A 22,947-nucleotide genomic window follows, 5' to 3' on the forward strand; every position below is an offset into this window, starting at 1 on the left:
TCAAGCGCGTATGGAAGAGGTTTCGACAATCCGGTGCAAGACCGCACCGGCAGACGTCGGCGCATGCGAATCCAGCACGGCGCTCACACGACCACCGACGCGACGATCGCGCACCACAACGCACTCGCGCCGCACAGAAACACGCGCCGCGCGACGAACATCCGCGATTCGTCGTCGGGGGCTTTCATCGGCGACGTGGCGAGAAACGGCACGCTGACGAGGCACGCGAACCCGGCCAGCGCCGGCAGGATCACGACGTAGTCGCCGAACCGCCACGGCAGCGGCTCGTGCCAGCCCCAGTAGCCGAGAAACAGCATGCCCATCGAAAACATCGTCGCGGCGGCCGAACTGAGCGCGACCACCGATCCCGTCGGAAATTGCATGGGAGCCTCCCCTCGCGCGGCGTGCGCGACGCCGGATCATTATCCGGGCACGGCAGGAAAGAGCACAACGACGGCCGATGGCGGCGGATGGAAGGCAAGGCTCGAACCGGCGTCGGGGCCGACCCGCGGGTCGACAGAGCGGAACCCGATCCTGTCGGCCGGTTGCACCTGCGGCGCGGGGATCCGGGGGCGGCGCTGACGATTGCGGCGATGCCGCACCGATGATCGTTGTCACGGATTGACAGCGACCGGTTTCGCGTGACGGAAGCGCCAGGCTTCAACCCGGCTTCTTCGCGGCCTGCATGACGGAAATCCAGCCCACCACCGCCGCGGCGACCCAGCAGCACGCGATCATCAGGTCGAGATCCATCCAGCCTTCGAAGTTCGTGCTGTTTTCGAAACTGCAGCGCTGATGGCCCCTGACCCACACGCAACCATTGATGAACTGCTGGATGTGCATATAAACGCTGTAGACGGCAAAAGCCGACGCAATGACTGTGAGCCGCAAACGGACGTGCTTTTTCATGTGACGCGGATGCCGGTGGGAAAGCCTGTGCCGATCTTACGGCAACGGCAACCTGCCCGGCAATCCGTCGCATCCTGGGCCGCCCGAATGCCCGCTCACCCGTCGATCCGCCTGATCGTCCTCAGGCAGTCCGCCGCCAGCTGCTGATAGATCCGCGTACCGTTCGCCTTCGCGTCGATCTCCGCGTCGCTGAGCCGCCGCACGACGCGCCCCGGCACGCCCGCGAGCAACACGCCGCGCGGTACGTCGTAGCCGGCCTTCACGAACGCGCACGCGGCGACGATCGTCGTGGCGCCGATCGTCGCGCCGTCCATCACGACCGCGTTCATCCCGATCATCGTGTCGGGTTCGAGCGTCGCGCCATGCACGATCGCGCCGTGGCCGATGTGGCTGTTGACGCCGAGCCGGCACGTCTCGCCGATCCCAACGTGCAGTACGCAGCCGTCCTGCACGTTGCTGCCGTCTTCGACGACGATCGCACCGAAGTCGCCGCGCAGGCTCGCATGCGGGCCAATGTAGCAGCGCGCGCCGATCGTCACGTCGCCGATCACGACCGCGCTCGGATCGACATACGCGGACGGGTCGATGCGTGGCCGCATCCCGTTGAATTCGAACAGCGGCATCGGTCAGAGCGCCGCGGCCGCTTCCGGCACGAGCGTGAACAGGTCGCCGACCACACCGTAGTCGGCCACGCTGAAGATCGGCGCTTCCGGGTCGTTGTTGATCGCGACGATCACCTTCGAATCCTTCATGCCGGCCAGGTGCTGGATCGCGCCCGAGATGCCGACCGCGATGTACAGCTGCGGCGCGACGATCTTGCCGGTCTGGCCGACCTGGCAGTCGTTCGGTACGTAGCCGGCGTCGACTGCGGCACGCGACGCGCCCAGCGCGGCTTGAAGCTTGTCGGCCAGCGGCTCCAGCACCTTCGTATAGTTCTCGCCGCTGCCCAAGCCGCGGCCGCCCGACACGATGATGCTTGCGCTCGTGAGCTCCGGACGGTCCAGCTTCGTCACTTCACGGCTCACGAACTGCGACTTGCCGGCATCGGCTGCCGCTTCAATCTTCTCGACCGACGCGCTGCCGCCTTCCGCTGCCACCGGATCGAAACCCGTTGCACGCACCGTGATGACCTTGATCGGATCGCTCGACTGCACCGTCGCGATCGCGTTGCCCGCGTAGATCGGGCGCTCGAACGTGTCGGCCGATACCACCGCCGTGATCTCGGAGATCTGTGCGACATCCAGCTTCGCGGCGATACGCGGCGCGATGTTCTTGCCGTAGGCGGTAGCCGGCGCGAGGATGTGCGAGTAGCCGTTCGCAACGTTCATCACCGTCGCTTCGACGTTCTCGGCCAGACCGTTGGCCAGTTGCGGCGCATCGGCCAGCAGCACCTTCGACACACCGGCGATCTTCGCCGCTGCGTCGGCCGCCGCCTGTGCGTCGTGTCCAGCGACGAGCACGTGAACGTCGCCGCCGCCCGCCGCATCGAGCGCCCGTGCGGCAGCCACGGCGCTCAGCGTCGCGGCCTTGATCGACGCGTTGTCGTGTTCCGCAATCACCAGAATCGTCATTTTCTTGCGTTCCCTGTCACAGCACCTTGGCTTCGGTCTTCAGCTTCGCGACGAGCGTCTGCACGTCCGGCACCTTCACGCCGGCCGCGCGCTTCGGCGCCTCGTTCACTTCGAGCACCTTCAGGCGCGGCGTCACATCCACACCGAGGTCGTCGGGCTTCACGGTTTCGAGCGGCTTCTTCTTCGCCTTCATGATGTTCGGCAGCGTCACGTAGCGCGGCTCGTTCAGGCGCAGATCCGTGGTGATGACGGCGGGCAGTTGAAGCGACAGCGTTTCCGCACCGCCGTCGACTTCACGTGCGACCATCGCACGGCCGTCGTCGACCACGACCTTCGATGCAAACGTCGCCTGCGGCAACGCCGCCAGCGCAGCGAGCATCTGGCCCGTCTGGTTCGAATCGTCGTCGATCGCCTGCTTGCCGAGGATCACCAGTTGCGGCTGCTCCCTGTCGACCAGCGCCTTCAACACCTTAGCGACGCCGAGCGGCTCGACACCGTCATGCGATTCGACGAGGATCGCGCGATCCGCGCCGATCGCGAGCGCCGTGCGCAGCGTTTCCTGCGCCTGCGCGACACCGACCGACACCGCCACCACTTCGGTCACGACGCCGGCTTCCTTCAACCGCACGGCCTCTTCCACCGCGATCTCGTCGAACGGGTTCATCGACATCTTCACGTTCGCGATGTCGACGCCCGTCCGGTCGGATTTCACGCCGACCTTCACGTTCGCGTCGACCACGCGTTTCACTGCCACGAGCGCTTTCAACTGCCTGTCTCCTGTTCCGTTGCGTGCGCCGCGCCGCGTCAGCGCGCGGTAAAGCCACCGTCGATCACGAGCTCCGCGCCTGTGACGTAGCGGCCTGCCGGCGACACGAGATACAGGATGCCGGCCGCGATGTCGCGCGGGCTGCCGATCTTCGCCATCGGCACGTTGGTCTGCATGTACTCGAAGGCGCGATCGGGGTCCTGCCCCATCTGGCGGAACGCTTCCTCGAGCATCGGCGTGCGGATGTAGCCGGGATGCACCGAGTTCGCACGGATGTTCTTCGCCGCGTACAACATCGCGTCGACCTTCGCCATCATCCGCACCGCCGCCTTCGACGCGTGATACGCAGGCACGTCGGGCCCGCCGACGATCCCGTACATCGACGACAGGTTCACGATCGAGCCACCACCGGCCGCGTCGATATGCGGAATCGCCGCACGCGTGCACAGGAACACGCCGTTCACGTTCACGTCCTGCACGCGCTGCCACTGTGCGAGCGTGAGCTCGTGCGTCGGCACGTTGTGGCCTTCGATGCCTGCGTTGTTCACGAGCACGTCGAGGCGCCCGAAGCGCGCGACGATCTCGCCGAACACGCGCGCCACATCGTCCTCGTGCGTGACGTCGAGCGACCAGAACGCGGCCTGGCCGCCCTGCGCGCGGATTTCCTCGACCAGCGCTTCCGCCGGTTGCGACAGCACGTCGAGAATCGCGACGCTCGCGCCGGCGGCAGCCAGCGTGCGCGCGGTCTCCGCGCCGATGCCGCGCGCGCCGCCGGTGATCGCGGCCACCTTGCCGCGCAGGTCGAACAGGTCTTCGATGAGCTTCATGTCGTCTCCAGGTATTCGTTCAGACAGGCCGCCCGCATCGAGGCCGGCCTTCAAGGGCATCCGGCGTTATCGCGGATTCCGCGTCGCAAGAAAATCGAGGCATTCCCGATTGAAATAGTCGGCGTGTTCCACCATCACCCAGTGGCCGCACCGGTTCATCAGCACGAAGCGCGCATCGCGGCAGCGTTCGAGGAACTTCAGCGCGCCGCCGACCGGATTGAAGCGATCGTCCGTGCCCCAGAAACCGAGCACCGGCGTACGCAGGTCGCCGAGCGCGTCGGTCAGGTTCGGCACGCTCATCGTCGACAGCACTTCAGTCGGCTGTTCGACGCACACCTTCATCCGCTCGGCGACGAGCGCGTCGGTGACGATCGCCGGGTCGTGCACGAGCAGCGTCAGCAGCTCGCGCATCGTGTCGTCATTCATCTGGCGGTTGGTGAACAGCTTCACCATCCGCTGGATGCCTTCCATCCGGAAATAGGTGTCGCGATCCTCGACGCCGCCCGGCGCCATCATGATCAGCCCGTCGACTTCGTCCGGGTAGTCGAGCGCGTACTTGAGCGCGATCGCGCCGCCGAGCGAGTTGCCGAGCAGCACGGCCGGGCCGATGCCGAGCGCGTTCAGCTGCGCATGCAGTGCGCCGACGAAGAAATCGAGCGTATAGGCGACGTCGGACGGCTTCGACGACTGCCCGTAGCCGGGCAGGTCGACGACGATCGCGCGATAGCCGGCCGCCGCGAACGCGGGCACGTTGTGCTTGAAGTTGCTGAAACCGCTGGCGCCCGGGCCGCTGCCGTGGATGAACACCACGGGCCGGCCTTCGCCCGCCTCGTAGTGGTGCAGGCGCAGGCCGCCCGGCACGTCGGTGAAGATGCCGGCCGGCGGCGTCGTGGGGATCGTCATCGCGGGGTGTCTCCTTCGTCGTTCGATGGATGTCTGCCACGATGATTGCGCCGCCGGCGCCGGCCGGCATCATCCTTTCAGACTACGAAGCCGCGCGCGCTTCTTCCTATCATCGGCCCACCGAAACGGAGGCAACGATGAACGGATTCGACTACAGCGGCAAGACGGTGCTCGTGACGGGCGGCACCAAGGGCATCGGGCGGCGCATCGCCGAACGGTTTCTCGCGGCGGGGGCGCGCGTGTTCGTCTGCGGACGCAGCGCGCCCGCCACACCGCCTTCGGCCGGCGGACGCATGGCGACGTTCGTCGCGGCCGACCTGCGCGACATCGAACAGGTCGACGCGATGCTCGCGACGATTCGCGCCGCGGCCGGCAGCCTCGACGTGCTCGTCAACAACGCGGGCGGCTCGCCGTTCGCGCTCGCGGCCGATGCGTCGCCGCGCTTCACCGAATCGATCGTGCGGCTGAACCTGATCGCGCCGCTGCAGCTCGCGCAGCGCGTGAACGCGATCATGCAGCCGCAGCCCGAAGGCGGCGTGATGCTGTTCATCGCGAGCGTCAGTGCGTCGCGGCCGTCGCCCGGCACGGCCGCATACGGCGCCGCGAAAGCGGGCCTCGTCAACGCGGTCACGTCGCTCGCGGTCGAGTGGGCGCCGCGCGTGCGCGTGGGCGCGATCAGCCCGAGCCTCGTGCAGACGGAATCGGCCGCCGAAGGCCACTACGGCGACGACGATGCGCTCGACGCCATTCGCGCGACGATTCCCGCCGGACGGCTCGCGACCCCCGACGACGTCGCCGCCGCGTGCCTGTTCCTCGCATCGCCCGAAGCGTCGTACACGTCGGGCACCAACCTGCGGCTCGACGGCGGCGGCGAACGGCCCGCGTTCCTGTCCGCCGCGCAGGCCGCCGCGCGCTGATGCACGCATGGCCAATCGGTGCCGCACGAATCGTTGCCAGTCCTAGGGAAGTCATCTAGTTCATTTTGACGATTCCCTGCTACCGCGATCTCCCTACTCTGCCTCTCACGACAACACACACAGTCGACCGTCGTCGATACCCCCAAGAGGAGACACCATGCATCAACGGATTTCGCGCCGTACCGACAAGCGGGCAACCGCCACGCTGTCGACGCTGGCCGCCGCGCTGCTGGCGTGTGCCGCTCCCGGCGCACATGCAGGCAGCACGATCGAGCTGGGCGCCGACACGACGCTGGACTACACGTTCACGCTCAGTTACGGCCTCGGCATGCGCACCCGCGCACCGAGCGGCAATCTCCTCACGCCGGCGAACATCAACGGCGACGACGGCGACCGCAACTTCGCGAAGAACAAGCTGATCGAGAACCAGGTCAGCCTGCTCGGCGAAGTGAACCTGAAGCACGACGACTGGGGCGTGTTCGTGCGTGCCGATACGTTCTACGACCAGGCGTATCACCGCCCGAACTACAACGACGCCCCGGGCACCGTGAACCAGTCGGGCCAGTACAACAACTTCACGAGCGACGCGCGCTACTGGTCGGGCGGCCACACGACGCTGCTCGCCGCGTATGCGTACAACACGTTCAAGATCGGCTCGACGAGCCTGAACGTGAAGGTCGGCGACCAGGTCGTCGCGTGGGGCGAAAGCCTGTTCTTCCCGAACATCGCCGGCGCACAGGGGCCGTCCGACGCGACCAAGTCGTACATGGCCGGTGCCGAAGTGAAGGACATCCTGCTGCCGGTGCCGCAGATCTCCACGCAGTGGCAGATCACGCCGAACTTCAGCCTGCTCGGCTACTACCAGTTCTCGTACCAGCAGAACCGGCTGACCGCGCCCGGCACGTACTGGAGCTATTCGGACGTCACGGGCCCCGGCGCGCAGTTCATCATCGGCCCGGGCGGGATGATCATTCCGCGCGGCCCCGACGACAAGCCGAGCGCGCGCAACCAGTGGGGGATCGGCGCACGCTTCCGCGTCCTCGGCGACACCGAGCTTGGCCTGTACCACCTGCACTACAACGACATGAACCCGAGTGTCGTCACGACGTACTTCCCGACGCTTCAGTACCAGCAGAAGTATTTCAGCAACATCAAGCTGACCGGTGCCAGCTTCTCGACGCAGGTCGGCCCCGTGAACGTCGCCGGCGAAGTGTCGTACCGCCAGGGCGCGGCCGTGCTCGTCAACACGCCGACCGGCCCGCAGTCGACCCGCGCGAACGTGCTGCAGACGAATCTGTCCGGCATCTATTCGATCGGGCCGAGCTTCCTCGCGAATTCGCAGTCGCTGATCGGCGAACTCACGTACGTGCATGCCGGCAGTATCTCCGAGCTCGACGGCTCGACCACGCTCGCGAATTCGCGCAATGCGCTCGCGATGGAGATCGCGTGGACGCTCAGCTACAAGAACGTGTTCAACGGCTGGGATCTCGACGTGCCGCTGACCTACACGCACGACCTGACGGGCACGTCGCCGCTCGCCGGCGCGCTCGGCTCGCTGACGGGCCAGGGCGACCACCGCGTGACGGCCGGCGTGACCTTCACGCGCCTGAGCAACCTGCAGCTGTCGCTCGTCTACGCGAAGTTCCTCGGCTCGCCGAACCCGGTCACGCGCCCGCTCGCGGATCGCGACTACGTGCTGGCCACGGCGACCTACCACTTCTGAGCGGCCCGGCCGCTCGTCATTCAGCACTATGAGGATCGACATGAAACGCATTCATTTCCCCCTCCTGCGCGCGTCGGTGATGGCCGCATGCGCGGTCGTCGCGACGGCGTCGTACCCGAAGGTCACGTCGGACGACCTGAAGGCGCTCGACGGCCCGCTGACGCCGATGGGCGCGGTGCGCGCCGCCAGCAAGGACAGCGGCGTGCCCGAGTGGTCGGGCAAGTGGCTCGGCACGCCGCCGGACGTGCAGTACAAGCGCGGCAGCCGCTACCCCGATCCGTTCGCGAGCGAGAAGCCGGTCGCGACGATCACCGCGGAAAACATGGCGCAGTACGCCGAGCACCTGACCGACGGCCAGAAGGCGATGTTCAAGCGCTACCCGGCCACGTTCAAGATCAACGTCTACCCGAGCCATCGCGACTTCCGCTATGCGGATTCCGTCTACAAGGACATCCGTGCATACGCGCCGGATTCGACGATGACGTCCGACGCGAACGGCCTCACGAATGCGCCGCCGACGGTGCCCTATCCGATCCCGAAAACGGCTGCCGAGCTGCTGTGGAACCAGCGCTTCTCGTCGGCGATCGGCGCCGAGCAGGCGACCTACGACCAGGCGGTCGTGTACTCCGACGGCAACATCGCGTGGGGCAAGGTGCGCTACGACATCTACTCGCCGCGCAATTCCGGCAAGTTCGACGTGAAGAGCGACCTGAACAACCGCACGTACTACCGCAACGCGACGGAACTGCCGCTGTCCGACCGCGGCTCGCTGATCGTCGGCTTCACGAACTGGGACAAGGCCGGCGCGGACAACTCGTCGCGCACGTGGATGTACAACCCCGGCACGCGGCGCGTGCGCCAGGCACCCGAGTACGGCTATGACCAGCCGCAAGGCCCGGGCGGCTTCCGCACCGTCGACGACGACCGCCTGTACAACGGCCCCGGCGACCGCTACGACTGGAAGATCGTCGGCAAGCGCGAGATCTACGTGCCGTACGACAACTACAAGGCGATGGACAGCTCGGTGAAGTACGCGGACCTGCTGACCAAGGGCCACGAGAACCCGTCGTATATCCGCTATGAGCTGCATCGCCTGTGGGTGCTGCAGGCGACGCTGAAGAGCAACTACCGTCACCAGTATGCGAAGCGCGTGCTGTACATCGACGAGGATTCGTGGATGACGCTGCTCGCCGACAACTACGACGCGCGCGGCCAGCTGTGGCGCACCAACGTCGCGACGACGCTGTACGCGTATGACGCGAAGGTGTTCTATCCGGGCGTCGTGTTCTTTCACGACCTGATCTCCGGTGCGTACATGGCCGACCGCCTGACGAACGAAGGCCCGATGCCGAAGCTCGACAACAGCCCGCAGTTCAACGAGGCGTACTTCTCGCCGGACGCGATCCGCAGTTCGGGTAACTAAGCAACCTGCTGGCGCGGCACGCCCGCGACCCACGCGCCGGAGCCTCGCTCCGGCGCCCGGCGCCGCCCGTGACGGCGGCCTGTTCCATTCGAGATTCGAGGGCCCTTTCATGTCTTCCCGTCTGCATACGACGCTCGGCGACGAGCTGTACGCCGCGTGGCACGCGCGTGCGCCGGTCGCGCCGCTGTCGAGCCGCCCGCGCCGCCTGTCGCTCGACGACGCCTACCGCATCCAGCAGCGCTTCATCGAACGCCGCATCGAACACGGTGAGGCCGTGGTCGGCAAGAAGATCGGCGTGACGAGCCAGGCCGTGCAGGACATGCTGAACGTGCGCCAGCCCGATTTCGGCATCCTGCTGTCCGGCATGCACTACGCGGCCGGCGAAGCGATCGCCGCCGATTCGCTGATCGCACCGCGCGCCGAAGGCGAGATCGCGTTCATCCTCGCGCGCGACCTGCGCGGCCCCGGCATCGACCGCACCGACGTGATCGCCGCGACGGCCGCCGTCGCGCCCTGCTTCGAGATCGTCGATTCGCGCATCCGCGACTGGGCGATCCGCATCGAGGACACCGTCGCCGACAACGCGTCGTGCGGCGTGTACGTGCTCGGCGACGCGCGCGTCGATCCGCGCACGCTCGATCTCGCCGCGTGCGAGATGACGATCGACAAAAACGGCGAGCCCGTCGCGCAGGGCCGCGGCGACGCGGCGCTCGGTCACCCCGCCGACGCGGTCGCATGGCTCGCGAACACGCTCGCCGCGTACGACGTGCCGCTGCTCGCCGGCGAGATCGTGCTGTCCGGCTCGCTTGCCAAACTGATTCCGGTCACGGCCGGCGACGCGCTGTCGATGCACATCTCCGGCATCGGCAGTTGCGACGTCCGCTTTATCTAAAGGAAGAATCCTGATGAAGAAAATCAAATGCGCACTGATCGGGCCCGGCAACATCGGCACCGACCTGCTCTACAAGCTGCGCCGCTCGCCGGTGCTCGAACCCATGTGGATGGTCGGCGTCGATCCGGCATCCGACGGCCTCGCGCGGGCGCGCGAGTTCGGCCTCAAGACCACCGACAAGGGTGTCGACTGGTTGCTGCCGCACGTGGCCACCGACGATATCCGCATCGCGTTCGACGCGACGTCCGCCTACGTGCACCGCGACAACTCCGACAAGCTCACCGCGCTCGGCGTGAAGATGATCGACCTGACGCCCGCCGCGATCGGGCCGTACTGCGTGCCGCCGGTGAACCTCGACGCGCATCTCGACAGCGCACAGGCGAACGTGAACATGGTCACGTGCGGCGGCCAGGCGACGATCCCGATGGTATACGCGGTATCGCGCGTGCAGCCGGTCGCGTACGGCGAGATCGTCGCGACCGTGTCGTCGCGCTCGGTCGGCCCCGGCACGCGCAAGAACATCGACGAATTCACGCGCACGACGTCCGGTGCGATCGAACAGGTCGGCGGCGCACGCAAGGGCAAGGCGATCATCGTGATCAACCCGGCCGAGCCGCCGCTGATCATGCGCGATACGATCCACTGCCTGACCGACGGCCCGCCCGACGTCGACGCGATCACCGCGTCCGTGCATGCGATGGTCAAGGAAGTGCAGCGCTACGTGCCGGGCTACACGCTGAAGAACGGCCCCGTGTTCGACGGCAATCGCGTATCCGTCTTCATGGAAGTCGAAGGGCTCGGCGATTACCTGCCGAAGTACGCGGGCAACCTCGACATCATGACCGCCGCCGCGGCCGCCACGGCCGAGCGTTTCGCCGAACAGATGCTGGCCGCGACGGCCGCCACCGCTTGAGTTGAGGAGCCACGCGATGTCACTTGCAGGCAAGAAGATCACCGTCCACGACATGTCGCTGCGCGACGGGATGCACCCGAAGCGCCACCAGATCACGCTCGACCAGATGCGCACCATCGCGCGCGGACTCGACGCGGCCGGCGTGCCGCTGATCGAGGTCACGCACGGCGACGGGCTCGGCGGCGCGTCGGTCAACTACGGTTTTCCCGCGCATACCGATGAGGCATACCTGAGCGCCGTGATTCCGGAGCTGAAGCAGGCGAAGGTGTCGGCGCTGCTGCTGCCGGGTATCGGCACCGTCGAGCATCTGCGCATGGCGCACGAACTCGGCGTCGGCACGATCCGAGTCGCGACGCACTGCACCGAGGCGGACGTGTCGGAGCAGCACATCGGCCTCGCGCGCACGCTCGGACTCGATACGGTCGGCTTTTTGATGATGGCGCACATGTCGTCGCCGGAGCAGCTCGTCGTGCAGGCGAAGCTGATGGAGTCGTATGGCGCGAACTGCATCTACATCACCGATTCGGCCGGCCACATGCTGCCCGACGACGTGACCGCGCGGATCAGCAAGGTGCGCGACGCGCTGAAGCCGGAGACCGAACTCGGCTTCCACGGCCACCACAACCTCGCGATGGGCGTCGCGAACTCGGTCGCGGCGGTTGCCGCCGGCGCGAACCGGATCGATGCGGCCGCGGCCGGCCTCGGCGCCGGCGCGGGCAACACGCCGATGGAAGTGTTCGTCGCGGTGTGCGACCGGATGGGGATCGAGACGGGTGTCGACGTGTTCGCGATCTCGGACGTCGCCGAGGATCTCGTCGTGCCGATCATGGACGCGCCGATCCGCCTCGACCGCGACGCGCTGACGCTCGGCTATGCGGGCGTCTACTCGTCGTTCCTGCTGTTCGCGAAGCGCGCGGAAGCGAAGTACGGGATTCCGGCGCGCGACATCCTCGTCGAGCTGGGCCGGCAGCGGCTCGTCGGCGGGCAGGAGGACATGATCGAGGACGCGGCGCTGACGATGGTGCGGGCGCGAGCGGTGGCGGCTTGAGCAAACGACACCACGGGAAGACGCATGGCGAAACGGGGCGCAAGCCCCGTTTTGCATTCAAGTTGCGCCAGCAGGCTGCGGGCATCGGGATTGCGAGCGTTCTTCGTGCATCGCACGCCGACTGCTGACAACACGCTGTCAGTTGACGGCGCCCAAACTCGATCGACCAACACACGAGGAGCACTGCCCGTGGCCCATACCGGAGAACTCGCCGCACTGGCCCAGCGCATCGTCAAACGACGCGGCCTGACCCTCCTGACCCTCTGCCTCGCGGTGCTCGTCGCGCAGGTCGACACGGCGGTCGTCAATCTTGCGACGCGCGCGATCGGCGACTATTTCCACGCGGGCGTCGGCGCATTGCAATGGGTCGTCGACAGTTACAACCTCACTTACGCGGTGCTGCTGCTGACCGGCGGGCTGCTCGCCGACCTGCACGGCCGGCGCCGCGTCTTCATGGCGGGCACGGCCCTCTTCACCGTCGCGTCGCTGCTGTGCGCGCTCGCGCCTTCGGTACCGGTACTGATCGCCGCCCGCGCGCTGGCCGGGGTCGGTGCCGCGCTGCTGCTGCCGGCGTCGCTCGCGATCGTGCGCGTGGTGTGGCGCGACCCGGTCGAGCGTGGCCGCGCGCTCGGCATCTGGGCCGCGTGCAACGGCGTGGCGATGGCGATCGGCCCGACGCTCGGCGGCGTGCTGATCCGGCACTTCGGCTGGCGCAGCATCTTCTTCGTCGTCGTGCCGTTGAGCGTCGCCGCGATGCTGCTCGCGTTTCCCGCGGTGCCCGAGTCGTCCGATCCGCGCGGCCGGCACTTCGATGGCGCGGCACAACTCACCGGCGCCCTCTCGCTCGGCGCGCTCGCCTATGCGGCGATCGTGTTCCGCGATTCGCCGGCCGCGTGCGCGCTCGCCGGGGGCGTCGCGATCCTGTCGTTCGCCTCCTTCATCGCGATCGAGCGGCGCCACGGTGCAGCGGCACTGGTGCCGCTCGACCTCTTCCGGATCAGCGCATTTCGCGGCGCGATCGCCGCGACCACCGGCATGACGTTCGGGATGTACGGCGTGCTGTTCCTGCTGCCGCTGACGTGGCAGAGCCTCGGTCGGCTCGATTCGACCGGCGCGGGCCTCGCGCTGCTGCCGATGGCGCTCGTGTTCGTCGTCGTATCGCCGTGCTCGGGGCCGCTGTCGGAACGCGTCGGCACGCGCACGACGACGGCCGGCGGGGTCGCCGTGATCGCGAGCGGGCTCGCTGTCATCGGCGCGTCAGCCGGTTCACCGGGCCTGATCGGCGCCGAAATCGGGCTTGCGTTGACGGGGCTCGGCATGGGCATCGCAACCGGCCCGTTGATGAGCGTCGCCGTCGGCGCCGTCGACGCCGCGCGTTCAGGTACCGCGAGCGCACTCGTCAACGTCGCGCGGATGACCGGCGCGACACTCGGCATCGCCGTGCTCGGTACGCTGTTCGCGGCCGCGCATGGCGGCACGGCCGGCTTGCGCGCGGCGATGTTCGCCGGCGCGGTGGTTCAGGGGATGGGCGCGACGGCGTCGGCGATCAGCGTGCACCGCGCGCGGCAGGCAGCGTGACACGTCGCGTTGTACGGCCCCGTACCGGGCACGGCCCGGCTCGTCAGCGATGCTTCCCGCCGTGCCGCTTGCGCCGATGCACTTCACGCGCCCGCAACAGCGACGGCATCAGTTCCTCGATGTATTGCCGCGCCTGCCCGCGCGTCACGATCTCGCTGAAGCGCTGATGGGCCTTGTCATGGCCGACCAGCGCCGCATGCGCTTTCTTCAGGATGTGCAGAAACGCGATCAGGCTCGTGCCGTCGCGCACGGGCAGCGCATCGCGCGGGTCCGGGGCCGGTGTCGTACTCATGATCCGATCCTTTGTGGGCAGTCGGTGCGGCACGTCGGGGAGACGAGCGCCAGCAGGTCGTTCGCGAGGCGGTCGCGGTCCGTGAGCGGCGCGAGGCCGAACAGCCGCTCGAGCGTCGCGGCGACCGATGCATGATCGTACGGCGTATGGTCGACCTGCCCGGCCGCGACCCACGGCGAAATCACGATCGCCGGCACCCGCACGCCATACACGTCGAACCCGAAGCCGCTCGCGTTCAACGTCGCCGCCGCGCCGTCGTTCGGCGGCGGCGCGGCGCCCGGCCTGACCGAATCGTAGAAGCCGCCGTGCTCGTCGTAGCAGATCACGAGCAGGCTGCTGTTCCACACCGGCGAATTGCGGATCGCGTTGTACACCCGCGCGACAAGCTGGTCGCCGCCGGCCAGACCATCCATCGGGTGCTGCGAGCTGCCGTTCTGATAGGTGCCGTGCACGATGTCGCCATAGCCGGGCTCGATGAACGTGTAGCGCGCCGTATAGCCGACCGCGAGATCGGCCTCGAAATGCGCAAGGTCGTCGATGTCGAAGAAGCTGATGCCCTTCAATGACGCGACCTGCGGCACGTGGCCGAGCGGGTCGCCCGTCTGGTCCTGGTAGATGCGCCAGTTGCCGTCGCCGAGCGCGGCGAAGATCGACCCCTTCGGATACGGAAAACCGTCGAACGCATCCCATCCGGCCATTTCTTCCTTGGTCGGCGAATGGTCGAGCCCGGCCGACGACGCGCCGTGCAGGAAAAAGCGGTTCGGCCAGGTCGGCCCCGGCATCGACGCATGCCACGCGTCGCACAGCACGAACGCGTTCGCGAGCGCGGACAGCGACGGCGCCTGCGTCGCGATATCGACGCCCTGCATGATCTTGCCCGCGTCGGCCGGCTGCGGCGGTGTGCCTTCGGAATGCGAGGTCGCGTAGTTCGACACGAACCCGCTATTGCCGACCGGCGGATACGGCTGCCCTTTGACGAACGGCACGCCCGCGCCGCACAGCTGTTCGAGCACGTCCTTGAATTCGTGGCACGGATCGGTCGGCATCCGGTCGGGCGCGCCGCCGCCGAACGGATAGACCGCATCGCCGTACGCGTTGCTGTTGCCCGGCGACGCGGCAACGATGTCGGGATAGCCCGACAACGCGAACAGGTGATCGAAGGAACGGTTCTCGAGCATCAGCACGAACACGTGCTGGATGCGGTCCTGAACCGACGGGGATGCGGGGGCTGCGTCTGCACTCATGGCGCCTCCTGGCGTCGCGCGACGAAAGTCCTGCTGGCACGGTCGTTGGCCCGCTGAAAGCTGCTGAAGGGATTGAAAGCCACGGCGCGGGCCGCGAATTGTCGACGAGTGTACGACCGCGCCGGCCCGCGCGTAAAGCCGCACGCGAACCGTGTTGCGGCGTGCGCGTTCAACTGTCTGCGGAGGCGGTTTTCAGCGTGACGACATCGCGCCGCGGCGGCGCACCGAACATCCGCGCGTATTCGCGGCTGAACTGCGACGCGCTTTCGTAGCCGACGCGATACGCGGCCGTTTCCGCGTTCGCCGCGCCCGTCACCATCAGGTGCCGCGCTTCCAGCAAACGCAACTGCTTCTGGTACTGCAGCGGCGTCATCGACGTGAGCGCCTTGAATTGCCGGTGAAACGCCGACGGGCTCATCTGCGCGACGGCGGCGAGATCCTCGACGCGGATCGCCTCGGCAAACTGGTCGCGCAGCGCATGGATCGCCGCGACGACGCGTTGCGCATGGCCGTTGGCGAACACGACGCGCGACACTTCGCCGCCGTGCGGACCGGCGAGCAGCCAATAGCAGATCTCCCGCTTAACGAGCGGCGCGACGACCGGAATCGCGGCCGGCGTATCGAGCAGCCGCATCATCCGCAGCACGCAATCGGCGAGCGGCCCGCCGAAATCGCTCACGCACACGCCATGGCCGATCGCGCCAGGCGGGTGCGGTGGCGGCGTGTCGAGTCGTTCGAGTACTTCGCGCATCATCGCGAGATCGAATTCGAGCACCAGGCCGAGGAACGGTTCGGTCTCGCTCGCCTTGACGATCCGGCTCGTCGCCGGCATCTCGACGCTGACGACCAGCGCGCGGCCAGGCCCGTAGTCGTAGCGCCGTCCGCCGAACGTCGTCCACTTCGCGCCCTGCACGACGACGCACAGCGCCGGTTTCATGATCAGCGGCGCGGGCAGCTTCTCGCGGTTGGAACGCAGCAGGATCAGCCCGTCGATCGCCGTCGCGAACGGGCTCTCTTCGCCCGGCGCATCCGTCAGGCGTGCGACACGTTCGACCAGTTCGTCCGACATGCAGCCCCCTCCGTATTCCGATGTCCGGATGGTACACGCGGTGCCACGCTCCCCGGGGCGGTCGGGCAGGATCAGGCAAGAACGCGGCCGGTTCCGGCATTCAGCCGCGGCGGCCGCCACCGTACGCTGGGCGCTGTTCGTCACCGACTTCGATCAGGAGCCCAGCATGACCGCAGCACAATCCACGCCTTCCACCCCGAAAATCGCCGTCGTCACCGGCGGCAGCCGCGGGCTTGGCCGCAATACGGTGCTCCATCTCGCGCAGCGCGGCGTGCGCGCGATCTTCACCTATCACTCGAATCGCACCGAGGCCGATCACGTCGTCGCGCTGGCCGCCGACGCCGGACAAGCGGCGATCGCGCTGCCGCTCGATACGGGCGACAGCGCGACGTTCGCCCGCTTTGCCGACCAACTCCGCGAAGCCCTGGCCAGCTGGGGCGCCGACCGTTTCGATTTCCTCGTCAACAATGCAGGCACGTCGCATCACGCGCCGATCGCCGAGACGACCGAAGCCGATCTCGACGCGCTCTATCGCGTGCACTTCAAGGGCGTGTTCTTCCTCACGCAGGCGCTGTTGCCGCTGATCCGCGACGGCGGCCGCATCGTGAACGTGTCGTCGGGCCTCACGCGCGTCGCCGTGCCGGGCAGCGCGGCGTACGGGTCGATGAAGGGGGCGGTCGAGGTGCTGACGCGCTATCTGGCCCAGGAGCTCGGCCCGCGCCGCATCGCGGTGAACGTCGTCGCGCCGGGCGCGGTGGCGACCGACTTCAGCGGCGGGATGGTGCGCGACAACCCCGAGGTCAACCGGCGCGTCGCGGAATGGACGGCGCTCGGCCGCGTCGGCCAGCCCGACGACATCGGGCCGATGATTGCGTCACTGCTGTCGGACGACAATCGCTGGGTCAATGCGCAGCGCATCGAGGTGTCGGGCGGGATGGCGCTCTGAGCGTTGACTTTCGCCGATCGGCCCGATACGATCGGCGCACTTTCAAGACGCCCTCCCGGTCCGCCGGGAGGGCGTTTCGTTTTGGTTCCGCCAACCAAAAGGAAACCCCTTGAAATGAACCGTATCGACACCCTCGCCTCCAGCCCGAACAGCGGCCTCGGCTACCTGCGGCACGGCACCGGCCCCGAATGCGTGATGGTCCTGCACGACTGGCTCGGCGACCACACGAATTACGCGGCGCTGCTGCCGTGTCTCGACGAAGCGGCGTTCACGTACGTGCTCGTCGACCTGCGCGGCTACGGCGAATCGATCCACCTGACCGGCGCCTGCACCGTCGACGAGATTTCGGCCGATTGCCTGGCGCTCGCGGATCGTCTCGGCTGGCCGCGCTTTCACGTGATCGGCCATTCGATGACCGGCATGGTGACGCAGCGCCTCGCCGCCGACGCACCATCGCGCATCAGGAGCGCGATCGCCGTGTGCCCGGTGTCGGCGGCCGGCAATCGCCTGAACGACGACGCGCGCGCGTTCTTCGCGAGCACGACCGTCAACGACGATGCGTTTCTCCGGCTCGTGCGATTCGTGACGGGGGGATTGTCGGCGCGCTGGGCCGACGTGAAACTGCGGCAGAACCGCGCGCGGGTGGCGCCGGATTGCCGGCTCGCGTATCTCGACATGCTGACCGACACGGATTTCGTCGACGACATCCGCGGGCTCGATACCCGCTTCCTGGTGATCGTCGGCGACAAGGATCCGGGGCTCGACGCAGCGGCGATGCAGGCGACGTTCCTGGCGTGGCATCCGAACGCGCGGCTCGTGACGATACCGAATTGCGGGCATTACCCGATGCAGGAATGTCCGCCGTATTTCGCGATGATCGTCGAGGATTTCCTGCGGGACGCGGCCGCCTGAGCGTTGCGCACGCGCGGCGGCCGGTGAAGGCGGTATTGGCCGCCACGGCATGACGATGCCGCCGGCGACCAGTGAACGGCACGCGATGTGTCGTCCACCCGGTTCGTCCGGCCTCGTCGGCCGGACGGGATTCGATCGGCAAGGCGGTGCGGCATGCCCGCGCCGATCGTTGCCGCTTAACGGCGCGGTTGGCCGCTGCGCGGCGGACGCGGCGAATTCGCGTCCTTGTGACGGAAGTTGATGCGGCCCTTGGTGAGGTCATAGACCGACAGTTCCAGCGTCACGCGGTCGCCCGCGAGAATGCGGATGTGGTTCTTGCGCATGCGGCCCGACGCGTACGCGCCGACCACGACGCCGTTTTCCAGCGTGACACGGTATTTGCTGTCCGGCAGCACTTCGTCGACGATTCCGTCCAGTTCCAGCAGTTCTTCTTTTGCCAAACCAATTCCTCCAAACAAGGTAATTGACCGCGGCCGCGGCGATCTGCCCGGCGCCGTGCCCACAACGGGACGGCGGCCGGCAGGCTTGCCGGGGATCGGTTCGTTCAGACGGGCCAGGGGCCTGTCTTGCGATCGGAGCCCGGCGCGTTGCGGCGTTCAGGCGGTCGGTGGCGGCGGCGCATGAAGCGCCGCGCAAGTCGGGACCGCGCCTGCTACGGCATGGCGGCGGTCTGCTCAGGTTGATGCGTTGAAGCGGTGATGCGCTCGCGAAGCGACCGGCGCTTCACGAAGGCGTTGCGTCGCACGCGGGTCACGCATGCGATGAGGGAGGCGTCACGACCGATGCATCGTGAATGTCGCGATGCATCGGTCGTGCGCATCGGAATCGCGCCGGCTGCCGCCAAGGCGGCGCCCTGCGCGCAAATCCATCCGGCACCGGCCACCGTGTGGCGGCCGTTGCCGATGCGGCTTACTGCGGCGTGATGTTCGACGCTTGCAGACCCTTCGGGCCGCGCTTCACTTCGAAGCTGACCTTCTGGCCTTCGGCCAGGGTCTTGAAGCCCGTGCCGCGAATTTCCGAGAAATGGGCGAACAGATCGTCGCCGCCGTTGTCCGGGGAAATGAAACCAAAGCCCTTGGTTTCGTTGAACCACTTGACGGTACCGGTATCCACAAATACTTCCTTAATACAAATGACGAATAATTGAACATGCGCCCGCGACGGGCACATAAAGAATCAAAAGAGGGAGAGACCAACGACCGCCGCACGGAGTGCGGCCAATGATGAGCAATCGAACTTCTTGAACACTTCGGTCATGGACACTACGCGCTAGTGGCCGTTTCGTCAAGTGTTTTTGATGCGGCGCACAAGCCCCCCGCCGCGTGCGCCTTACGCAGCGGGGCTTGCCGGCCGACGGCACGCATTTCGATGCGCCCCCTTTTTCGGCCGGCCCGCCGGTTTTTACTGCGCCTCGAACACGTGATGCAGCGCCGGCGGCGCGTCGCCTTCGCGAATCCGCATTTCGAATGCCTTACGCGCGACGCTCGTCGGCCGCACGTCCGCCACGTCCAGGTAAAACTGTGAATACCAGTCGCGCATCTGGTACAGCGGCCCGTCGCCTTCGCACAGCAGCGGGTTGTCGATCCGCGTCTTGCTGTGCCAGATGTCGACGTCCTCGTAGAACGCGCGCTGCGCTTCCTTCACGTACGCGTTCGCGATCTCCATGTTCTGCGCGTCGGTCAGCCCGGCCACTTTCTTCACGATCACGCCGTAACGCAGCTCGAAGCTGTTCATGTCGATCGGCACGTGGCAGTTCAGCAGCACCGAATGGATCGGCTGCCCGCCGCTCTGCCCCGTCATCCGCGTGATGTGCACGGCCGGCCCGAAATACGTCGACAGCGCGGTCAGGGCATCGCCGCCGAGCTTCTCGCTGCGGCCGACCATCAGCTGGGTCGCCTTGTGATCCTCGAACAGGTTCGCGAAATAGTCGATCGGCGCACGGTGCACGGTGGCGAAGTGCGCGACGTCCGAGATGTTGTCGACCAGCTCGCGGCAATTCGCCTGGATCACCATCTTGTCGACGACCCAGTCCGACCATTCGTCGGAGAAGCACACGTCGAGGCGCGGAATCGCGACTTCCGGCGGCGGCGCGTTGCCTTCCGGGTCGTTCCATACGAACAACAGGTTGTTTTCCTCGCAGGTCGGCCATGCGCCGATGCGCGCCTTCGGCGGGATCCGCTTGCAGTACGGGATCGATGCGCACTGCCCTTCGCCGCTCCACGCCCAGCCGTGGAACGGGCATACGAGGTTGTCGCCCTGCACCGTGCCGAGGCTCAGGTCGGCACCCATGTGCGGGCAGTACGCGTCGACGATGTTGACCTTGCCGGTCGAATCGGCGAACGCGGCGAGCTTGCGGCCGAACGCGTTCAGCGTGTGCGGCTTGCCGTCCTTGAAATCGCGGGCGAGCCCGAGGCAGTGCCAGCCGCGCGCATAGCGCTGCGCGAGCGGCTGGGCTTCGATCTTGTAGGGGCGTGCGGACATGTGGGTTGACTCCTCTTGTGGAGAACGCGCGGCGGCCGGCCGCGCGCGGGGGAAATGGGGGCGCCGGTCAGCGCATCGGGTTGCCGGGTTCGAGCGCGGGCGACGGCTTCAACTGCGCCGGGACCGCCGGCGGCGGCGGCTGCCTGTGCAGCACACGACGCTCGGCCCGCTCGACGCCGAGCCATGCGGCGAGCGCGGGCAGCAGGAACACCGCGCCGAACAGGTTCACGAGGAACATGAACGCGAGCAGCACGCCCATGTCGACCTGGAACTTCAGCGCGGAGAACGCCCACGTGCCGACGCCGATGAACATCGTGACGGCCGTGAACAGCGCCGCCGTGCCGCGCTGGCGCATCGCGTCGGCGAACGCGTCCGGCAGCGTCGCGCCGTGGCGGATGTCGTGCTGCAGGCGCTCGTACAGGTAGATGCCGTAGTCGACGCCCACGCCCACGCCGAGCGTGATCACCGGCAGCGTCGCGACCTTCAGCCCGATGCCGAGCCGCGCCATCACCGCGTTGCACAGGATCGACACGAGCGTGAGCGGCACGATGATGCACAGCACCGCGCGCCACGAGCGGAACGTGACCGCGCAGAGCAGCGCGATCGCGCCGAAGATCGACAGCAGCATCGCGATCTCCGCGTCGCCGACGGCCTCGTTGGTCGCGGCCATCACGCCGACGTTGCCGCCCGCGAGCCGGAACGCGACGTTCGGCGTCGGGTTCTCGGCCGCGAAGCGCTTGATCTCGTCGACGATGTGCGCGATGGTCGTGCCTTCGTGGTTCTTCGTGTAGATCAGTACCTGGATCGCCTTGCAGTTCGCGGTGTTCATCCCGTTGTCGGGGTCGAACGCGTTGGAACCCTGCGTGAGCCCGTCGCTGGAACGCGGCAGCGCGGCCCAGCGCGGGTTGCCCTCGTTGAACGCGGCGATGAACACCTTCCCCTGCGACGACACGCTCGTCACCGACTGCACGCCGGCCACGCCGCGCAGGGTCATCTCGAACTTCTCGATCGCGCTCATCACCGGGTAATGCAGGCACGCGTCGTCGAAGCCGGTCGTCTCGACGATCACCGACAGCACGTCCACGCCGATGTTGTACTGGTGCGTGATCGCCGCGTTGTCGAGGTTGTAGCGCGAGTTCGCGCGCAGTTCCGGCGCGCCGGTGCCGATGTCGCCGATCTCCAGCTTGCGCGATTCGAGCGTGCCGTACGCGAGCAGCGCGAGCGCCACCGCGAACACGCCGAGCGCCGGCGCCGGCCGTGCGAACACCGCGAAGCGCGACCACATCCGGCTGCCGCCGGCCGCCGCCGTGCGCTGCGCACGGGCCAGCGTGCCGCGCTCGAGGCGCGTGTACGACAGCAGGATCGGCAGGAACACCTTGTTCGTCACGATCATCAGCAGCACGCCGAGGCACGCGGTGATGCCGAGTTCGCGCACGATGTCGATCCTGATCCGCATGATCACCATGAAGCCGAGCGCGTTGGTCAGCAGCGCGACGGTGCCCGGCACGAACAGCTTGCGGAACGCTTCGCGCGCGGCATCGACCGACGACGCGCCGCGCACCAGCGCCTGCTTCCACGCGTTCGTCATCTGCACCGCGTGCGACACGCCGATCGAGAAGATCAGGAACGGCACGAGGATCGACATCGGGTCGATGCCGAGGCCGAGCAGCGGCAGCGCGCCGAGCAGCCACACGACCGGCAGCAGCGCGACGACGAGCGCGAGCACGGTGGTCTTCAATGAGCGTGTGTACGCGAACAGCAGCGCGGCCGTCACGAGGAACGCGAGCGCGAAGAACGCCATCACGCCCGCGATGCCGTTCTCGACGTCGCCCACCAGCTTCGCGAAGCCGATGATGTTCACGTCGATGCCCTGCTTCGCGTACTTCGCGCGGATCTCCTCCAACTGGCGCGCGACCGCGCTGTAGTCGAGCCGTTTGCCGGTGGCCGGGTCGGTCTCGCGCAGCTCCGCGCGGATCAGCGCCGACTTCAGGTCGTTACCGACGAGGCGGCCGATCTGCCCGGAACGCGCGACGTTGCGGCGCACCTTTGCAAGATCGTCCGGGTTCGCGCTCGAGAACTGGCCCGGCACCACCACGTCGCCTCGAAAACCGGCCTCGGTCACCTCGGTGTAGTGAACGTTCGGCGTGAACAGTGAGAACACGCGCGAGCGGTTCACGCCGGGAATGAAGAACACGTCGTCGGTCGCATGGCGCAATGCGTCCATGAACGTCTGGTTGTAGATGTCGCCGTCGCCCTTCCAGCGCAGGCTCACGAGGATCGTGTTCGCGCCGGGGAACGCGCCCGCATAGCGCTCGAACACCTGCATGTACGGGTGCTGCATCGGGATCATCTTGTTGAAGCCCGGATCGAGCTTCAGGCGCGTCGCGGACAGCCCGAGCGCGAGCGTCACCGCGACGCACAGCAGCATCAGCAGCTTGCGCCGGCGGATGATCGTGTCGGCGCAGCGCTCGACGAACGCGGCGAGGCGCGACACGGGGACGGCTTCAGGGGGGCGTGACAGGTCGTTCATGGA

The 22,947-nt window shown here is 67.3% G+C and carries 23 protein-coding genes; 9 read left to right on the forward strand and 14 right to left on the reverse strand.

The window, feature by feature from the left end; translation table 11 throughout:
• Positions 1–83 precede the first annotated feature (83 nt).
• The 7 genes from CFB50_RS26520 to CFB50_RS26555 all read right to left on the reverse strand — a co-directional run bounded on the left by CFB50_RS26520 (position 84) and on the right by CFB50_RS26555 (position 4,976).
• The gene (locus tag CFB50_RS26520) at positions 84–383 is read right to left on the reverse strand and encodes a hypothetical protein (protein WP_089447739.1); all 300 of its coding nucleotides are present in this window, start codon (positions 381–383) and stop codon (positions 84–86) included.
• A gap of 277 nt (positions 384–660) precedes the next feature.
• The gene (locus CFB50_RS26530; RefSeq protein WP_046547929.1) at positions 661–909 is read right to left on the reverse strand and encodes a hypothetical protein; all 249 of its coding nucleotides are present in this window, start codon (positions 907–909) and stop codon (positions 661–663) included.
• 95 nt (positions 910–1,004) lie between these two features.
• The gene (locus tag CFB50_RS26535; RefSeq protein ID WP_089447741.1) at positions 1,005–1,532 is read right to left on the reverse strand and encodes an acyltransferase; all 528 of its coding nucleotides are present in this window, start codon (positions 1,530–1,532) and stop codon (positions 1,005–1,007) included.
• Between the two features lie 3 nt (positions 1,533–1,535).
• Positions 1,536–2,480, reverse strand: a complete 945-nt coding sequence (locus CFB50_RS26540; protein ID WP_089447742.1) for an electron transfer flavoprotein subunit alpha/FixB family protein — start codon at positions 2,478–2,480, stop codon at positions 1,536–1,538.
• Between the two features lie 16 nt (positions 2,481–2,496).
• On the reverse strand, positions 2,497–3,246 hold the full coding sequence (locus tag CFB50_RS26545; protein ID WP_089447743.1) for an electron transfer flavoprotein subunit beta/FixA family protein: 750 nt from the start codon (positions 3,244–3,246) through the stop codon (positions 2,497–2,499).
• A 38-nt stretch (positions 3,247–3,284) separates the two neighbouring features.
• Positions 3,285–4,073: an SDR family NAD(P)-dependent oxidoreductase gene (locus CFB50_RS26550; RefSeq protein WP_089447744.1), complete on the reverse strand. Its 789-nt coding sequence runs from the start codon at positions 4,071–4,073 to the stop codon at positions 3,285–3,287.
• A gap of 66 nt (positions 4,074–4,139) precedes the next feature.
• Positions 4,140–4,976, reverse strand: coding sequence for an alpha/beta fold hydrolase (locus CFB50_RS26555; protein WP_089447745.1), 837 nt, complete (start codon positions 4,974–4,976; stop codon positions 4,140–4,142).
• A 137-nt stretch (positions 4,977–5,113) separates the two neighbouring features.
• On the opposite strand from CFB50_RS26555, the gene CFB50_RS26560 reads away from it, so the two are divergent.
• The 7 genes from CFB50_RS26560 to CFB50_RS26590 all read left to right on the forward strand — a co-directional run bounded on the left by CFB50_RS26560 (position 5,114) and on the right by CFB50_RS26590 (position 13,470).
• On the forward strand, positions 5,114–5,893 hold the full coding sequence (locus tag CFB50_RS26560; protein ID WP_089448423.1) for an SDR family oxidoreductase: 780 nt from the start codon (positions 5,114–5,116) through the stop codon (positions 5,891–5,893).
• Positions 5,894–6,050: 157 nt separating this feature from the next.
• Entirely contained in the window at positions 6,051–7,616 is a 1,566-nt protein-coding gene (locus tag CFB50_RS26565; RefSeq protein ID WP_089447746.1) for a DUF1302 domain-containing protein, read from the forward strand.
• Between the two features lie 40 nt (positions 7,617–7,656).
• Positions 7,657–9,039: a DUF1329 domain-containing protein gene (locus CFB50_RS26570; RefSeq protein WP_089447747.1), complete on the forward strand. Its 1,383-nt coding sequence runs from the start codon at positions 7,657–7,659 to the stop codon at positions 9,037–9,039.
• Between the two features lie 109 nt (positions 9,040–9,148).
• Entirely contained in the window at positions 9,149–9,931 is a 783-nt protein-coding gene (dmpE, locus tag CFB50_RS26575) for a 2-oxopent-4-enoate hydratase (protein ID WP_069251680.1), read from the forward strand.
• Positions 9,932–9,944: 13 nt separating this feature from the next.
• Positions 9,945–10,844 carry an acetaldehyde dehydrogenase (acetylating) gene (locus CFB50_RS26580; RefSeq protein ID WP_089447748.1) on the forward strand — a complete coding sequence of 300 codons (900 nt, stop codon included), beginning with the start codon at positions 9,945–9,947 and terminating at the stop codon, positions 10,842–10,844.
• A 16-nt stretch (positions 10,845–10,860) separates the two neighbouring features.
• The gene (dmpG, locus tag CFB50_RS26585; protein WP_089447749.1) at positions 10,861–11,892 is read left to right on the forward strand and encodes a 4-hydroxy-2-oxovalerate aldolase; all 1,032 of its coding nucleotides are present in this window, start codon (positions 10,861–10,863) and stop codon (positions 11,890–11,892) included.
• A gap of 189 nt (positions 11,893–12,081) precedes the next feature.
• Positions 12,082–13,470 carry an MFS transporter gene (locus CFB50_RS26590; RefSeq protein WP_089447750.1) on the forward strand — a complete coding sequence of 463 codons (1,389 nt, stop codon included), beginning with the start codon at positions 12,082–12,084 and terminating at the stop codon, positions 13,468–13,470.
• Between the two features lie 43 nt (positions 13,471–13,513).
• On the opposite strand, the gene CFB50_RS26595 is transcribed toward CFB50_RS26590, so the two are convergent.
• The 3 genes from CFB50_RS26595 to CFB50_RS26605 form a co-directional block, all read right to left on the reverse strand.
• Entirely contained in the window at positions 13,514–13,762 is a 249-nt protein-coding gene (locus CFB50_RS26595; RefSeq protein WP_089447751.1) for a hypothetical protein, read from the reverse strand.
• A complete protein-coding gene (locus CFB50_RS26600; RefSeq protein WP_089447752.1) occupies positions 13,759–15,006 on the reverse strand; it encodes an alkaline phosphatase family protein in 1,248 nt (415 codons plus the stop codon). Before CFB50_RS26600 ends, CFB50_RS26595 begins: the two co-directional genes overlap by 4 nt.
• 169 nt (positions 15,007–15,175) lie before the next feature.
• On the reverse strand, positions 15,176–16,075 hold the full coding sequence (locus tag CFB50_RS26605) for an AraC family transcriptional regulator (RefSeq protein WP_089447753.1): 900 nt from the start codon (positions 16,073–16,075) through the stop codon (positions 15,176–15,178).
• 166 nt (positions 16,076–16,241) lie between these two features.
• Between CFB50_RS26605 and CFB50_RS26610 the strand changes: the two genes are divergently transcribed.
• Positions 16,242–17,021 (forward strand): SDR family NAD(P)-dependent oxidoreductase, encoded by a 780-nt coding sequence (locus CFB50_RS26610; RefSeq protein WP_089447754.1) that lies wholly within the window; start codon positions 16,242–16,244, stop codon positions 17,019–17,021.
• 114 nt (positions 17,022–17,135) lie between these two features.
• Positions 17,136–17,933, forward strand: coding sequence for an alpha/beta fold hydrolase (locus tag CFB50_RS26615; protein WP_089447755.1), 798 nt, complete (start codon positions 17,136–17,138; stop codon positions 17,931–17,933).
• Between the two features lie 176 nt (positions 17,934–18,109).
• Here CFB50_RS26615 and infA read toward each other — a convergent pair whose 3' ends face one another.
• The 4 genes from infA to CFB50_RS26640 form a co-directional block, all read right to left on the reverse strand.
• The gene (gene infA, locus CFB50_RS26620) at positions 18,110–18,373 is read right to left on the reverse strand and encodes a translation initiation factor IF-1 (RefSeq protein ID WP_006483034.1); all 264 of its coding nucleotides are present in this window, start codon (positions 18,371–18,373) and stop codon (positions 18,110–18,112) included.
• Positions 18,374–18,842: 469 nt separating this feature from the next.
• Positions 18,843–19,046: a cold-shock protein gene (locus tag CFB50_RS26630; RefSeq protein ID WP_006483056.1), complete on the reverse strand. Its 204-nt coding sequence runs from the start codon at positions 19,044–19,046 to the stop codon at positions 18,843–18,845.
• 288 nt (positions 19,047–19,334) lie between these two features.
• Positions 19,335–20,414: a Rieske 2Fe-2S domain-containing protein gene (locus tag CFB50_RS26635; protein WP_089447756.1), complete on the reverse strand. Its 1,080-nt coding sequence runs from the start codon at positions 20,412–20,414 to the stop codon at positions 19,335–19,337.
• 67 nt (positions 20,415–20,481) lie between these two features.
• A complete protein-coding gene (locus CFB50_RS26640; protein WP_089447757.1) occupies positions 20,482–22,944 on the reverse strand; it encodes an efflux RND transporter permease subunit in 2,463 nt (820 codons plus the stop codon).
• Positions 22,945–22,947 lie beyond the last annotated feature (3 nt).

The sequence above is a fragment of the Burkholderia sp. AU33423 genome (assembly GCF_002223135.1).
GTDB classification, from domain to species: Bacteria; Pseudomonadota; Gammaproteobacteria; order Burkholderiales; family Burkholderiaceae; genus Burkholderia; species Burkholderia lata_D.

Coding starts and splice junctions, on each gene's coding strand:
- CFB50_RS26520 (WP_089447739.1), bottom strand. CDS start 383: ATGCAATTTCCGACGGGATCGGTGGTCGCGCTCAGTTCGGCCGCCGCG.
- CFB50_RS26530 (WP_046547929.1), bottom strand. CDS start 909: ATGAAAAAGCACGTCCGTTTGCGGCTCACAGTCATTGCGTCGGCTTTT.
- CFB50_RS26535 (WP_089447741.1), bottom strand. CDS start 1,532: ATGCCGCTGTTCGAATTCAACGGGATGCGGCCACGCATCGACCCGTCC.
- CFB50_RS26540 (WP_089447742.1), bottom strand. CDS start 2,480: ATGACGATTCTGGTGATTGCGGAACACGACAACGCGTCGATCAAGGCC.
- CFB50_RS26550 (WP_089447744.1), bottom strand. CDS start 4,073: ATGAAGCTCATCGAAGACCTGTTCGACCTGCGCGGCAAGGTGGCCGCG.
- CFB50_RS26555 (WP_089447745.1), bottom strand. CDS start 4,976: ATGACGATCCCCACGACGCCGCCGGCCGGCATCTTCACCGACGTGCCG.
- CFB50_RS26560 (WP_089448423.1), top strand. CDS start 5,114: ATGAACGGATTCGACTACAGCGGCAAGACGGTGCTCGTGACGGGCGGC.
- CFB50_RS26565 (WP_089447746.1), top strand. CDS start 6,051: ATGCATCAACGGATTTCGCGCCGTACCGACAAGCGGGCAACCGCCACG.
- CFB50_RS26570 (WP_089447747.1), top strand. CDS start 7,657: ATGAAACGCATTCATTTCCCCCTCCTGCGCGCGTCGGTGATGGCCGCA.
- dmpE (WP_069251680.1), top strand. CDS start 9,149: ATGTCTTCCCGTCTGCATACGACGCTCGGCGACGAGCTGTACGCCGCG.
- CFB50_RS26580 (WP_089447748.1), top strand. CDS start 9,945: ATGAAGAAAATCAAATGCGCACTGATCGGGCCCGGCAACATCGGCACC.
- dmpG (WP_089447749.1), top strand. CDS start 10,861: ATGTCACTTGCAGGCAAGAAGATCACCGTCCACGACATGTCGCTGCGC.
- CFB50_RS26595 (WP_089447751.1), bottom strand. CDS start 13,762: ATGAGTACGACACCGGCCCCGGACCCGCGCGATGCGCTGCCCGTGCGC.
- CFB50_RS26600 (WP_089447752.1), bottom strand. CDS start 15,006: ATGAGTGCAGACGCAGCCCCCGCATCCCCGTCGGTTCAGGACCGCATC.
- CFB50_RS26605 (WP_089447753.1), bottom strand. CDS start 16,075: ATGTCGGACGAACTGGTCGAACGTGTCGCACGCCTGACGGATGCGCCG.
- CFB50_RS26610 (WP_089447754.1), top strand. CDS start 16,242: ATGACCGCAGCACAATCCACGCCTTCCACCCCGAAAATCGCCGTCGTC.
- CFB50_RS26615 (WP_089447755.1), top strand. CDS start 17,136: ATGAACCGTATCGACACCCTCGCCTCCAGCCCGAACAGCGGCCTCGGC.
- CFB50_RS26635 (WP_089447756.1), bottom strand. CDS start 20,414: ATGTCCGCACGCCCCTACAAGATCGAAGCCCAGCCGCTCGCGCAGCGC.
- CFB50_RS26640 (WP_089447757.1), bottom strand. CDS start 22,944: ATGAACGACCTGTCACGCCCCCCTGAAGCCGTCCCCGTGTCGCGCCTC.